This window comes from uncultured Phascolarctobacterium sp. (genome assembly GCF_934190775.1).
Lineage (GTDB): Bacteria > Bacillota > Negativicutes > Acidaminococcales > Acidaminococcaceae > Phascolarctobacterium_A.
Genome location: NZ_CAKPTG010000011.1, coordinates 77,633 through 91,515, shown reverse-complemented (window position 1 = coordinate 91,515; position 13,883 = coordinate 77,633). Strand labels below are relative to the sequence as shown.

Here is a 13,883-nt window from a genome sequence, read left to right as displayed (position 1 = left end):
AATTCAGCAGCCAGTTTGTCAACGTTAGCGCCTTTTGCCATTGCTTTAGCAACGATTTGAGCCATTTCATAACGGGTCATCAGTTTGTCGCCACCGAAGGTGGAGTCGCCGTAGCCTTCGATTACGCCAGCAGCAGCCAGTTTGTTGATGCTGTCATAAGCCCAGTGGCCAGCAGGAACGTCAGAGAAGGGGTTAGCAGCGTAAGCGGAAGCGGTTACGCCAAGAGCCATTGCCATTGCGAGAACTAAAGATTTTTTCATTTTCTTTTCCTCCCTTAGGAAATCCGGCAGTATAGTCGACTGCCAATTTTTATTTTTACAAATCACCCTAAGGGAAACTTCAGTAAAGTCTGTGCAAGAGTTGCCTTGTTTCCTCTGTACTTCTTTGCCGGTATCCACCGCGGGCAATTTATAAACGTATTCAACACAGCAAGAGGAGGAAATGCAGATTGCAAAATCCTTAGTACTGTCATAAAGCAATCTGCAAACTCTTGCTGCTGAGTCCATTATAATACAGACGCCCCCCCGTCAAGACTTATTGTCTGAAAAATTTTCAATTTTATTGTACTTGATGGGCGTAGTGAAGAGAAGAATAATGAATCATTTTGTTACTCAAAAACTCACAGATATTTCTATAAAAAACTGCAGGCAGAAATTCTACCCACAGCTAAAAAAAACATATTAATCTCACTTCACCCGCGAATTGATTACGTCAACAACAACAGACTGCGCAAAGGCTTTATCCTTTTCATAAAAAGCACGCAGACAGCCTGCTCCCGCACAGGAAGCGGAGGTTATTAGGCAGCGCAGAATTGCTATTTTCTTCATAATATATTCCTCCAAAAAATAACTTGCAGGCATTTATAGCCTTGCTGTTAATTTGATTTGATTTTATCATTATCGAGGAGGGTTGGCAAGAAACAGCTTGTACAATGTCAACAGATGAAAATACAATTTATCTGCTTTTGAAAAATCTGTTAACTGTTACGTCTTTCCTATTTTTTCTGCAGCTTAGCAACACTTTCCTCAGGCATCTGCATAGCCTCAGCAACATCAGCCACGCTCATGCCTTTAGCCAGCAGGCGTTTGGCAATAGCTTCATTCAGGCTTCCCTGCTCCTGCAACTCATGCAGATAGCTTGCACGAATTGCCATAGCATCCTTTTCGACAGCAACCTTGTCACCGACAACCTGTTGAGCAATTTCATGGCAGATTTCATCCTTCAGCTTTTGGTAATGACCATCGAGAATACGGGTATCTGCAGGTGTGTGATTAACATAGCTTGCTCTGATAGGCATTTCATCATTCTCATTAGTGCTTTTATTGTGTAAAAGATACGCTCCCAGCTCATGTAAAACTTCTTCTTTTAAGGCTTGATAATGTGCATCAATAATACCGTAATCATCCAGGTTATGATTCACGAAGCTTGACCTTATCGGCATTTCTGCATTTTCTGTATGCAGCTTGCTGCCGAGCAGACGCTCAACTATTCCTTTACGAATCTCATTTTTCACTTCTTGTTGATTTTTCTTAAACTCTTCAGCCATAATATAAGCCTCCTTTTGACATCAGCAGCTATCATAACTGCTTTTGCGCACCAAAACAACAGTCTTCAAAGCAATTAATTATATATATCATTTAACTACTTTTTTCATCTGCTATTCTAGCACCATTCTTAATTGATTGCAAGAAAATTTAAGAATACATCTTTATTGTATTTAAAACAAAAAAACTGCAGGCAGAACTTCTGCCCACAGCTTAAAAAACATATTAATCTCTTTTCACCCGTGAATTGATTACATCAATAACAACAGTTCCGTACAAGCCCTTTGCGTCATAGAACTTTATTTTCCCCTGCTGCACATTTCGCTGCTTCAGCTGCTCCGGTGAAAAATACATCTCCGCACTCACTGACATCTGTCCCTTGTACTGCTTTATCATCTCATCAGGCGCCAGCTTGCGCCACAAGCCTTTCTTGCTGCTGCGCGACAGCAGCAGCTGCAGGCCTTCGCCCTCGCAGCGCAGCTGCGCTTGCTTATCCTCCGGTAGCAGGCGTAAATATAATGTATAGATATTGGGCTGAAGAAGATATTTCAGCTCACCCTCCTTGCCCAGGTCTATTTGGCAATGTACCTCTTGCCCCCGCGCCAGCTTGGCACGGAAATAGTGCTTGTCGTAATCATTTTCACTGCGGAAAAATACCAATCCTACCATTACAGCCGCCATCAGCACAAAGGCCAGCACCCGCTTCAACACATTCTTATTCATGCTGCACCACCCCGCTATGATAACGTTTGTAAACAGCCTTGCCTGCCAAAAGCAGTAAAGCAACCATTCCCGGAACGCAATTCAAGCTGCAACTGCCGCAAATCCCTGTGCAGCCTGCTCCCTGCGTAGTAATACCGCTTATGGGAATTCCCATTGCCGTAATAAAATTTATCAGCTTATTTTTCATACGCGTTTCCTCCCGTAGCTGATAGCCTGCACCGGGCAAGTATGCTGACACACGCCGCAACAGATACAGTTATGCTGGTTAATCTGCGCTTTGCCATCCACCAGCTCCGCTGATTCCATCGGACATTTCTTTGCGCACAAGCCACAGCCTATGCATTTGTTTTCCTCTACACGCATGCGCAGCACAAACGGCAGCCTGCAGCCCAAGGTATGCATCAATCCCTGCGCCGCACCTACCGGGCACAAAAAATTACAGAAGCCGCGTCCGCCTTTAGTGAAGATACCAAAGACAAGCACCCACATAATTGCTGTCAGCAAAAGGCTTGAAGTTAACGAAATAAAATAACCTCGTGTATAATAGTTGGCAAGTAAATCAAACAAAAAGAAATTGCAGTAAGAGCAGGCCAGAATACCGCCGAAAAAAGGCACCAGGCAAAAGCCTGCCAGCATACCGTAACGAATAGGCGCAATTTCTGTATAACGATGCCAGCTTATTTGAAATTTAGACGGCATCAGCTTCGACAGATATTCGGTGAACGCCCCTGCCGGGCACAGCCTGCCGCAAAAAACTGGTCCCAGGAAGAAGGCTGCTGCCAATAGCAGTAATGTGCTCAGCATGCTTAGCGGCGTCAGCCGCCAGATGATTCCGTCAAGAATATGCTCTATCGGTATACGAAAACAAAGTCCGTGAATACTTTGCGGCTGCCAGCTGCCGTAAAGCAAATAGAACAGGCAGCGTTGGAAGAGCGCCACCGGCGCATAAAACAATATAAAGCCAAGAGCGTAACCGGTTAAACGTTTAAGGTTATATAACATAGGCAATCACCTCGATAACAAATAGGGATAGGGTGTATTCTAACACCCTATCCCTATTTTAAGCTATTGAAAAACGTTAAGCAAGTAATTAGAAGTCAAAGTCGACGCCTAAGATCCAGCTTCTGCCACCTGCTTTGTACCATTGCCAGTAATCGCGATCGAAAATATTATTAACAGCAAAGCTAAGTGTAGCATTTTTCATAAATTTGTAATTTATGCCAGCATCAGCAGTGAAGAATGCATCATCTGAATATAACTTACCAGAAAGCTGACCATCATAAGTTCTACTACTTACATACTGACCATCAATGTATGCACTAACATCACCATAGTTGTACTTTAAGCCAGCTTTTAAAATTTGTTTAGGAATCGAATATAACTTTGCTCCGGTAGTATCATCCGTTGCATTTTGCAATGTCAAATTTGCAAACGTACTAAATTTATCATCCATTTTATAGTCAAGCATTAATTCAATACCTTGACGTTTTACACTGCTAAGATTCATATACTGCTTCTTGCCACTATCAAGATAATCATAATCAATTAAGTCTTTGGATTTTGCTTGATAAATACTTAAGCTGCTATAAAGCTTCGGGCTAAACTGTTTCTTTAAGCCTACTTCTACAGTATCTGTAGTTTCTGGTTTCAAATCAGGATTAGCTTCAAAGGAGCTATTGCTTCTGTATAATTGATAAAGCGTTGGTGGATTAAAAGAGTGTCCGTAAGAAGCGTAATAAGTTGTGTCATCATCAGGCATATATCTAAAAGCAACTTTAGGACTCAATTCTGTATATTTCTCTGTTGGTCTTTCGATATTGTCTTTACCATGTTCATTATAATATCCATCTTTCTTTTGATAATAGTCAACACGCAATCCCAAATCCAAAGAATAAACATCGCTCAACTTGATTGCATCTTGAACAAATACTGCTCCAACTAAATTAGTTCCGCCCATTGTATAGTACAAATAGTTGGCGCTATCTTTGTCTCCCCAATGTTCCAAATAACTCTGTGAATAATCCATAGAGCCCTTTTCAATGTCAAAACCAACTACAATATTATTTTTGCTTCCTTCCCACACTTTTTGGAAATCTGCCTTATAGGTTTTGTTAGGATAATTTGTATCATACCCTCCACCTTGACCAGCAAGGTCATCACCTGTAGCATAGCCAAAATCTTTAACATTTGTAACACCAAGTTTGAAATCAATCTTATTAGCGGTATCTTTATACGCCAAAGCATGTCTGTCTGTAGTACGACGTCCATCATAATCGGTAAAATCATACTCATTGAAATCTAAATATTTGCCATTAGGTAAAAGTACACTGCCTTCAAACATTTTATTACCTTGAGAATCCTTAATAAATGTCTCAGGATCTGTAGCAAAATACTTGTACTTGTCATGCGTATATCTATAAGTCAAAGATTGTGCATCATTAAATTTGTATTGTAACTTAAAATTATATGTATCATCTTCACTTCTGCCACCACCAGGGTTACCCAAAATATACATATCTCTGCCATTGCTGTGTTGATTTAATATAGCGCCAGTACCAATTTTATCAGGATTACCTGGTTTGTCTTTCGCCTTATAAGCATATTTATAAATCAGTTTCTTATAATGTCCATCGGTCTCTTTATTCTCATACCCAAGTCCCATAGACCACTTATCTGAAAACTTTTTACTTAAGTTAATTCCCTGCTTTTTAGTCTTATCAGAACCATATTTAGCATAAGCATGTACGTGATCTTTATCCGGGCTCTTACCAATGATATTAATTACGCCACCAACAGCATGACCACCATAAAGAGATGAAGCAGCTCCTTGCAATACTTCAATCTTTTTTACATCATCAATAGCAATTACGCTCCAATCGGCTTTGCCATTAAAACCATCATTAAGCGGCATGCCATCATATAATACCAAAATATCAGCTTCGCCAAAGCCACGCATTTGAATACCATTTGCTGTATCGGACATGCCTCCGGGCCTGCCGTCATAAATACCAGCTACCTCTTTTAATGCGTCGGTGATGGTCAAAATATTCTTCTTTTTTATATCATCCGCAGTAATAACACTGACAACAGAAGCAACCTTAATATTGCTTTCTTCTGTTCTAGTAGCAGTAACAACCATTTCATCTAATTGATAATCACCAATTTCTTCTGCAAGAACCGTTGTCCCCCCCCAGAGTACATTACCACAAATCAATGCGCTCATCAATAAACCTTTACTAGCCAGTTTTTTCACAGATATACCTCCATTCACTCATCAAAAAAACAACGAGTTGCGTATTAAGCACTTGAAATTATTTGAACGAAGTATTAATATGCAATCTCTCTTTTCTATGTTATAATACTATGTATAGTAGCTAGACAGTCAAGGGGGAAATGCTAAAAATGTCAAAAAATCTACAAAATTACTTTACGACCGGTGAATTATCACAGCTTTGCAAAATTCCCCGCAAGACACTGCTTTACTATGACAAGCTGGGATTGATTACCCCAGAACTTGTCGATGAAAACGGTTACCGCTATTACAAGCGCAGTCAGCTGTTTTTGCTGCAGCTGATTCTTACGCTGCGCCAGCTTGATGTGCCCATTGCACGCATCAAAGATTATCTTGCCAACCGCTCGCCGCAAAACTATCGTGATTTATTTAATGAGCGCATAGATTTCTTCACGCAGGAAATCGCTCGTCTGCAAGCCATGAAAACAGAGCTGCAGAGCGAATTAGGCAAGCTCGACCATATTGCGGACATTACTCTGGATAAAATTATGCTTGTCCATGATCAGGCACATTATCTTTATCTGAGCAATGCTACCGAAGAAAATGAATGCTTTAAAAAGCGTTCTTCGCATATCGCCAGAATGTTCACCCATCTGCAAAATGATACTGCCTTAACAACCAACGGCTTTGGTTATATTTACGATACGGAAATTTTGCAGGATTTCGCAAGCAAGCATCTCAAGCATTATTTTTACACACTTAACGATAAGCTCCCTACACCGCATTGTTATCAAAAGCCAGCAGGCGATTATCTGACGCTTTATTTTCAAGGCGTCTACATGTTCAACAACAAAAAATATCTGCAAATGTTGGCAGATTATTGCAAGGAGCATCAGCTTACGCCGATTTCACCACTCTATGTAACATCGTTGTGTGACTACTGGCTGACGGGAGATACCGATAAATATATTTACAAGCTGGAGCTGCAGATAAAATAGCATATCCAAGGCACACAAAAACCCCGTGGCAGTCGCCACGGGGTTTTCTAATCAGCAAAGCACTGAGCAGACTTTGCTCTTTTTTATTTTTACAGCCTTAAGCTAAAATCAGCCTAAGGTTACGGCATCGCTGTTCAGCATCGGAATAGGCTTGCCGTTTTTATTATTGCGATACAGTCTTAGACGCTCGATATCAGCCATTTCTACCGGCAGCGCCAGTCCATACTGCTCGTTCAGCGCATTCAGCAAATCTACAGCCTTCATGCTGCCTGTCGGCGTAATTTTGCAGTCAAAGCTGAAGATTGTTTCCGTTTCGGTCTGCTCTGCAGTAAGCTGAGGAATATAGAACTTGACATCAATCTCTTTAAACTTAGCCTTCGTCTTAGGTGCAGCTTTTTTGAACAACAGCTCCGGCGCAGCATTGAACTCCGCAACAGCAGCGCTCACGTCTTTGCTATAAGGCAGCGTTACGCGATAGCTTGCACCTGCCGCCTGACTCATCAGGGCAGCGTGATGCGTATCAACAGCATCGGCAGCCAGTACGCGGATACCGCGCGGCAAAGCAGCATCAAGAGCCAACGCAGCCTTTTCTACCTCCATAGGCTCGGCAAGCTCGATTTCCACGAACTCCGTATAGCTTACTACGCCTACGCCCAGCGCAGATGCCAGACTGAATTTCAAATGCGGATTAAAGCCTTCGGAATAGGCAGCAGGCAGCTTGGCACGGCGGATTGCGCGACCAATAGTGCGCACATATTCCAGATGGGAGATAAAGCGGATGTCCTTATCCTTGGTAATTTGCATACGCAGTTTCATTATGCCTGTACCTCCCCATTGTTTTGATACTCTTCTTTATAGTCAACGATTTTTACGCCCAATGCCTGGCAAACACCACAGCCGGTGCAGCTTGTGCGACGGCAGTCGTGCGTAAGCTGCTGAGCATAAGCCTTACGCCATTCGTTCCACAGGAAGCGGCGGCTGACACCCGGAGAAATATGCTCCCACGGGAAAGCCTCCTGCTCACCGCGCTCACGGGCAGCGTAAAAGTCTTTATCCAGACCTGCGTCGCTGATAGCCTCCAGCCAACGCTCGTAGGAGAAGCAATCGCTCCAGCCGTCAAAACGCGCGCCCTTTTGCCATGCCAGCAGCAGCGCCTTGCCTACGCGACGGTCGCCACGGGCAAAAACAGCTTCAATAGTACCGGTTTTTGCATCATGATAGTTTAAGGTGATATTCTTATATTTTTTGATTTCATCCTTCAGCAGGAACTGCTTACGGCGGATTTCTTCCAAGTCATTCTGCGCGAACCATTGGAAAGCAGTGTACGGCTTAGGTACGAAGGAAGAAGCACTTACAGTAACCTTACAGCCACGCTTGCCGGTGATCTGGAAATATTTATACTGTACCTTGCGCGCCAAATCGGCAATCGCCAGTACATCCTCGTCTGTTTCATAGGGCAGACCGATCATAAAGTACAGCTTAACACTGTTCCAGCCGGATTCAAACGCTGCACCGACAGCATTCATCAAATCCTCTTCGGTAACGCCCTTGTTGATAACATCACGCATCTTCTGGCTGCCTGCTTCCGGAGCAAAGGTCAAGCCGCTTTTGCGCACTGCCTGTACCTCCTTGGCAATAGCAACACAGAAGCTGTCGATACGCAGGGAAGGCAGAGAAACACTGACGCGTTCATCTTTAAATTCGCCAATCATCTTATGTACGAGCGGTGCCAGGCAGGAATAATCGGCACTGGAAAGGGATACCAGGCTTATTTCGTTATAACCGGTATTATCTACCAGCTTACGCGACAGGTCCATCAGCACCTCCGGCTTGCGCTCACGCACCGGACGATAAACCATACCGGCATGGCAGAAACGGCAACCACGGCTGCAACCACGGAAAACCTCCAGCATGATGCGGTCATGGACAATCTCGCCAAACGGCACAATCGGAGAGGTCGGGAAATCTACGCTGTTCATATCCTCTATAACACGCTTTTGGATAACAGCAGGAATATCCTCGCGCAGCGGCTTAATTGCCTTAAAGGTGCCATCCTCATTATATTCTGCTTCATAGAAGGAAGGCACATAAATGCCCTTAATTTTTACCACACGCTGCAGAAATTCTTGTCTGCCGCCAGGTTTGCCTTCACGTTTCCACTCCTTGTAGCAACGCATTACCTCAATCAAAACCTCTTCGCCTTCACCAATAATAGCAAAATCGAAGAAATCAGCCAAAGGCTCCGGGTTGTACACGCAGGGACCGCCTACAATAACAAAAGGATCTGCATCAGTACGGTCCTTAGCCAGCAGCGGTACGCCACCCAAATCAAGCATATTTAAGATATTGGTATAGGAAAGCTCGTATTGCAGAGTAAAGCCTACAATATCACATTCGCTCAAAGCCTTTTTAGTTTCCAGAGTACAAAGCGCAATTTCACGCTCACGCATCTTCGCCTCCAGGTCAATCCAAGGCGCATAAACGCGTTCTGCAGCAATACCATTTTCCTTGTTCAGCAGATGGTATAAAATTTTGAAGCCAAGGTAACTCATACCTACTTCGTATACATCCGGGAAGGCCAGAGCAATAGTTGCCTCTACTTCGTTAGCAGGCTTAACAATGCTGGCGAACTCACCGCCGGTGTAGCGCGCAGGCTTTTGCACGCTGCTTAAAATATCAATAGTTAAATCCTTTTTCAAATTCATATTCTCCTCTATATTTAATGATGGAAGGGTTTGTCAAAAACAGTTTTCGTCAATATTTCTCTTATATGGCGCTTTACCGTCGACCGATTCCTATAGTTTTTATAAAAAGGTTGACGAGAAAGTGTCAGAGGCGAAGCGACGGCGACGACGGTGTACTAAACGTATTCCTAGGATGCATTACTAAGCATATGGCATTTTAGCGTCGACCGCTCCCTATAGTTTTTTATAAAAAGGTTGACGAGAAAGTGTCAGAGGCGAAGCGACGACGGCGTACAAAGCGTACTCCTAGGAGTCGTTGCTAAGCATATGGCGCTTTATCGTCGACCGCTCCCTCTAAAATTGAAGGTTCTGCTTCTTAACCTTAATATTCAACAAAATCGCCACCAGCATCAGGTTTGTCGTCAGCGAGCTGACGCCATAGCTCAAGAATGGCAGCGGTACGCCTGTTACAGGCATAATACCGGCAGTCATACCAATGTTGACCATAACATGGAACATAAACATCGACGTTACACCAGTTGCCAAAAGCATGCCGAAGGTATCATCGGCATCAAGCGCAATCGCAATACCGCGCCAGATGATAATCATATACATAGAAATGATAAACACCGTTCCGATAAAGCCAAACTCTTCACCGGCAACAGCAAAAATAAAGTCCGTATGGTTTTCCGGCAAAAAGTTCAGCTGGCTCTGCGTACCGGCCAACCAGCCTTTGCCTAAAAAGCCGCCACTGCCAATAGCAATCTTAGACTGAATAACATGATAACCGCTGCCGAAAGGATCAAGCTCCGGATTCAGAAAAACGCGGATACGATTCTTCTGATAATCCTTCAATATCATCCAAAACGCCGGCAGCAAGGCCATAAAAGCCAGCCCCATGCGAAAGAACCATTTATACTTAAAGCCGCTGACAAAAATCATACCTATCAAAATAGCTATAAAAGTCAGCGATGTTCCTAAGTCCGGCTGACGCATAACAAGTATAAAAGGCACCAGAATGTAGGCAAAAACAGGCAGGTAATCCTTAAATTCCTCCAGCCATTCAATACGCTTATCCATAAAGGTGGCTAAGCAGATAATGAGAAATACCTTAGCAAATTCACTGGGCTGAAAGGACATCGAGCCTATTTGAATCCAACGCTGTGCACCCAATTGACTTTGTCCTACAAACATTACTGCCAAAAGCAGTATGATATTAAATATATACAGCTTGGTAGCATAATTTTTGAGTACACGATAATCAAAAGCCAACGATGCAGTAACAATAGCCAGACCAAAGAGCATAAACATGCTTTGGCGCTGCACATGCCAGGCCTTGCCGGTGCTCACTGCAAAGGAATGGGTAGCACTGTCGATAAGTCCCAAGCCACAACCCATAAGGATTAATACAGCAGTAATCAGCCACCAGTCAAGATTTTTCAGGATACGTTTAAAATCCACAATGTACTCCTTCCTGCATTATTGCTCGGCGTCCTTCTTTGGGGCAGCCTTATCAGGGCGGGGCATATAACCCTTTTCCTGGAAAAATTCTTCAAATGCTTTATAAACGATCGGACCTGCAGCGATAGAACCGAAGCCACCCTGCTCTACAATGCAGACTACGACAAGCTCGGGGTCATCTACCGGTCCATAGGCTACAAACAAACCATGGTCACGTCCATGAGAGTTTTCGGCAGTACCGGTTTTACCGGCTATAGGCTTAGGCAAACCGGCAAAGTACGATGCTGTACCACCCTCCTGCGTAGTAGCACTCATGCCCATGCGGATATAATCAATCGTCTGCTGTGACACATCAATATGCTTGCCTTCAGCACGCTTAGGCTTTTCAAAAAGACTGCCGTCACTGTTTATAATACTGTCAACCAGATATGGCTGATACTTGGTGCCGCCATTAGCAACAATACTCAGCATAACAGAAAGCTGAATCGGTGTTGTCAGGTTGAAGCCCTGACCGATGGCAGCATTGAAGGTATCACCCAAGCGCCAGTCCTCGTTCCAAATTTCACGCTTAACCTTTTTAGAGGCAACAAGTCCCTTGCTTTCGCCCTCCAGGTCAATACCGGTACGTTCGCCAAAGCCAAAGATATGCGCATATTTCTCAATGTTATCAATACCTACGCGATAACCAAGCTCATAAAAATATACGTTATCACTCATTGCCAGCGCTTTGATAAAGGTCAGCCAGCCTAAAACCTCGCCGCCGGCATTACCCATAGTCGGAACCATCGGATGGAAGCCGCCGTCAAAAATCGGCTCGTTCAGACCAACCTTTTTCAGCTCGAAGGCCGCGCTGCCAGTAACAATTTTAAAGGTAGAACCAGGCGGATATTCACCGGTGATAACCTTATTATTCATCGGGTAATTGGGGTCATTATTAATGGAATTCCAATTTTTAGAGGAAATGCCATGTACAAACCAGTTAGGATCATAGCCAGGACGGCTGACCATCGCCCTCACCGCGCCATTGCGCGGGTCGATGGCTATTACTGCCGCCGCTCTCGCTCCGGGAGCAATACCGCTGTTGCGCAGGTAAGCAAGATGCTTATCGGTAAACTCCTCCAGCTCCTTTTGCAGCTGATAATCAAGCGTAAGCTTCAGATTTTTGCCAGGAACAGGCTGTACAGAATCGTAATGCTTGACAACATTACCGGCAACGTCAACCTCCTCCATAAAAGCGCCATCCTCACCGCGCAGATATTTATCATAAGTTTTTTCCAATCCGGCCTTACCAACAAGACTGCCCTGAGTAATATTCTTGAACAAGCCCTGCTCAATTTCATAGGCACTAACCTCGCCAACATAACCTAAGGCATGCACGCCCAGCTCATGATAGGGATAGTTGCGGATAGGCTGCACGGAAAGCATAACCTCCGGCATATATCGGCGCTGCTCTTCAATTTTCGTTACCATCTGCTGATCAAGATTATTTTTCAGCATAATAGGTTCATAAAAATTTTCGCTCGCCTTAATTTTGGCATTAATTTCTTCTACCGGCATTTGCAGCAGATTGCTGAGACGCTGCAGCGTTTCCGGCTTGTAACTGGATTGCTTTTGCAATACTACCGCATATCCTGGCAGATTGTTGACCAGCTCTTTGCCCTCACTGTCATAAATAATTCCACGGGGAGCAAGAATGCGCGACTGGCGCAGCCTGTTGCCATCAGATTGCTTGGCGTAGTAATCACCGCGCCACAGCTGCAGATAAACCATTCGTCCCAGCAGCACAGTAAATAATACCAGACACACAACCAGCAGTGTGTGTAATCTGGTTGTCTTGTCTCTATCTTCCATAGGCTACGTCCGTCTCCTTCCCTGCTCGCTCATTAATAGGATATATCTTCTTTTCTAATCCACTCATAAATCTTCTTCATTACAATCAAAACAGGCCATACAAGCAATGCATTGCCTGCAATATAGCCTAAAGAATCCCATGCGTATGCAAAAAAGATGCTCCAGCGTCCGCCACTGCGCAATAACTCCAGCCACCAATAGGCAAAACGCAGGATGAAGCTAATCGTAGCAATAGCGCTCATATGATAAAGGTAATTATCCTTAAATACTTTCTCCTTGGTCAGGCCCACTGCATAACCAACGCAGATGCGGCTGAGGATGTGGAAGCCAAAAACCCCCACCGTCATTGCATCCTGCAGCAGACCGGTAATGCCACCGACAATTGCGCCTGCAAATTCACCTCGCAACATCGCATAAGCATATACCGCCAAAAGCAGCAGATCACAGGAAAGCCAGCCTGTATAATACACAGACAGCGAACCCTGCAGCAGCATTAAGAACAGAAACAGGACGGGCCAAATCAGTCTCCTCATTTTGCCTGTCCTCCCTGTAATACGATTTTCGCTTCCGGCGTAAAGCCAACAATAACCAATACCTGTTCCACATCTGCAATATCAGCAGTAGGCGCGATATCCGCTTCCTGCAGCAGACCTACACTATCCATACGCGTTGCAGTTATCTTGCCGATAAGAATATCTGCAGGATGAGTGCCGCTATAACCGCTTGTTACGATGATATCGCCTTCGCGCAGACTTGCTTCACGGTAAATGTGCTCCAACAGCAGCTTATCCTTGCCACTGACACCGCCGGCAACACCGACTGCGCGTGAATCAGCACGCAACACTCTTGCCCCTACGCGGCAACGCGGCGATGTGAGCAGCAGTACGCGGGCATAATCATCATACACCTCATCAACCACGCCTACAAGGCCACCGTTAACAACTGCCATATCCGGTGCCAGACCTCTGTCCTTACCGGCAGCAATATAGATGCAATCACGCAAATCGCCAAAGCTGCGGGCAATTACCTTCGCCGCCACAACCTTCTGCGATTTATGCTGCTCCTTGTATTCCAATAAGGCTCGCAGCTGCTGGTTTTCAGCATACATTGATCCCATCTGGATATTAGCATTACGCAGCTCTATATTTTCTTGTTTCAGCTTAGCATTTTCGCTCTGCAGTACTGTCATAGCCTTCCAATAGCCACGCACGCCATCCCCGGCATTGCCTATACCGGTCAGCACGCTTTCCACCGGCAGCACTACTGCTGCCACCGCTCTGTTAACCAGGGGGAAGCGGCTTCTGCCTGCTACAGCCATTGCCAGCATAGACAAGAGGACCATGACGAACAGAGCAGCCAACATTACTTTCTTATTCATGTTGCATTCCTA

The 13,883-nt window shown here is 44.5% G+C and carries 14 protein-coding genes; 1 reads left to right on the top strand and 13 read right to left on the bottom strand.

What is annotated here, in order from left to right; genetic code table 11:
* The 7 genes from Q0G26_RS07490 to Q0G26_RS07460 form a co-directional block, all read right to left on the bottom strand.
* A partial coding sequence (locus Q0G26_RS07490; protein WP_293829524.1) for an S-layer homology domain-containing protein occupies positions 1-290 on the bottom strand: 290 nt, incomplete at its 3' end.
* Positions 291-686: 396 nt separating this feature from the next.
* Positions 687-827, bottom strand: coding sequence for a CGGC domain-containing protein (locus tag Q0G26_RS07485; protein ID WP_293829520.1), 141 nt, complete (start codon positions 825-827; stop codon positions 687-689).
* A gap of 167 nt (positions 828-994) precedes the next feature.
* Positions 995-1,546, bottom strand: a complete 552-nt coding sequence (locus Q0G26_RS07480) for a hypothetical protein (protein WP_293829517.1) — start codon at positions 1,544-1,546, stop codon at positions 995-997.
* Between the two features lie 223 nt (positions 1,547-1,769).
* Entirely contained in the window at positions 1,770-2,267 is a 498-nt protein-coding gene (locus Q0G26_RS07475; RefSeq protein ID WP_293829515.1) for a hypothetical protein, read from the bottom strand.
* Entirely contained in the window at positions 2,260-2,454 is a 195-nt protein-coding gene (locus Q0G26_RS07470) for a hypothetical protein (protein WP_293829513.1), read from the bottom strand. Before Q0G26_RS07470 ends, Q0G26_RS07475 begins: the two co-directional genes overlap by 8 nt.
* Positions 2,451-3,269, bottom strand: a complete 819-nt coding sequence (locus Q0G26_RS07465) for a 4Fe-4S binding protein (protein WP_293829511.1) — start codon at positions 3,267-3,269, stop codon at positions 2,451-2,453. Before Q0G26_RS07465 ends, Q0G26_RS07470 begins: the two co-directional genes overlap by 4 nt.
* Positions 3,270-3,357: 88 nt before the next feature.
* Complete coding sequence (locus tag Q0G26_RS07460; RefSeq protein WP_293829509.1) at positions 3,358-5,520, bottom strand: TonB-dependent receptor; 2,163 nt, start codon at positions 5,518-5,520, stop codon at positions 3,358-3,360.
* A 149-nt stretch (positions 5,521-5,669) separates the two neighbouring features.
* Between Q0G26_RS07460 and Q0G26_RS07455 the strand changes: the two genes are divergently transcribed.
* Positions 5,670-6,497 (top strand): MerR family transcriptional regulator, encoded by an 828-nt coding sequence (locus Q0G26_RS07455; protein WP_293829506.1) that lies wholly within the window; start codon positions 5,670-5,672, stop codon positions 6,495-6,497.
* A gap of 108 nt (positions 6,498-6,605) precedes the next feature.
* On the opposite strand, the gene Q0G26_RS07450 is transcribed toward Q0G26_RS07455, so the two are convergent.
* The 6 genes from Q0G26_RS07450 to mreC form a co-directional block, all read right to left on the bottom strand.
* Positions 6,606-7,313 (bottom strand): TIGR03936 family radical SAM-associated protein, encoded by a 708-nt coding sequence (locus tag Q0G26_RS07450; RefSeq protein WP_276765095.1) that lies wholly within the window; start codon positions 7,311-7,313, stop codon positions 6,606-6,608.
* Positions 7,313-9,202: a TIGR03960 family B12-binding radical SAM protein gene (locus Q0G26_RS07445; RefSeq protein ID WP_293829504.1), complete on the bottom strand. Its 1,890-nt coding sequence runs from the start codon at positions 9,200-9,202 to the stop codon at positions 7,313-7,315. Before Q0G26_RS07445 ends, Q0G26_RS07450 begins: the two co-directional genes overlap by 1 nt.
* 333 nt (positions 9,203-9,535) lie before the next feature.
* Positions 9,536-10,642: a rod shape-determining protein RodA gene (gene rodA / locus Q0G26_RS07440; protein ID WP_293829502.1), complete on the bottom strand. Its 1,107-nt coding sequence runs from the start codon at positions 10,640-10,642 to the stop codon at positions 9,536-9,538.
* A gap of 18 nt (positions 10,643-10,660) precedes the next feature.
* Positions 10,661-12,493, bottom strand: coding sequence for a penicillin-binding protein 2 (mrdA, locus tag Q0G26_RS07435; protein ID WP_293829499.1), 1,833 nt, complete (start codon positions 12,491-12,493; stop codon positions 10,661-10,663).
* Positions 12,494-12,525: 32 nt separating this feature from the next.
* Positions 12,526-13,026 carry a rod shape-determining protein MreD gene (gene mreD, locus Q0G26_RS07430; protein WP_293829497.1) on the bottom strand — a complete coding sequence of 167 codons (501 nt, stop codon included), beginning with the start codon at positions 13,024-13,026 and terminating at the stop codon, positions 12,526-12,528.
* Positions 13,023-13,871, bottom strand: a complete 849-nt coding sequence (gene mreC / locus Q0G26_RS07425; protein WP_293829495.1) for a rod shape-determining protein MreC — start codon at positions 13,869-13,871, stop codon at positions 13,023-13,025. Before mreC ends, mreD begins: the two co-directional genes overlap by 4 nt.
* Between the last annotated feature and the right edge of the window lie 12 nt (positions 13,872-13,883).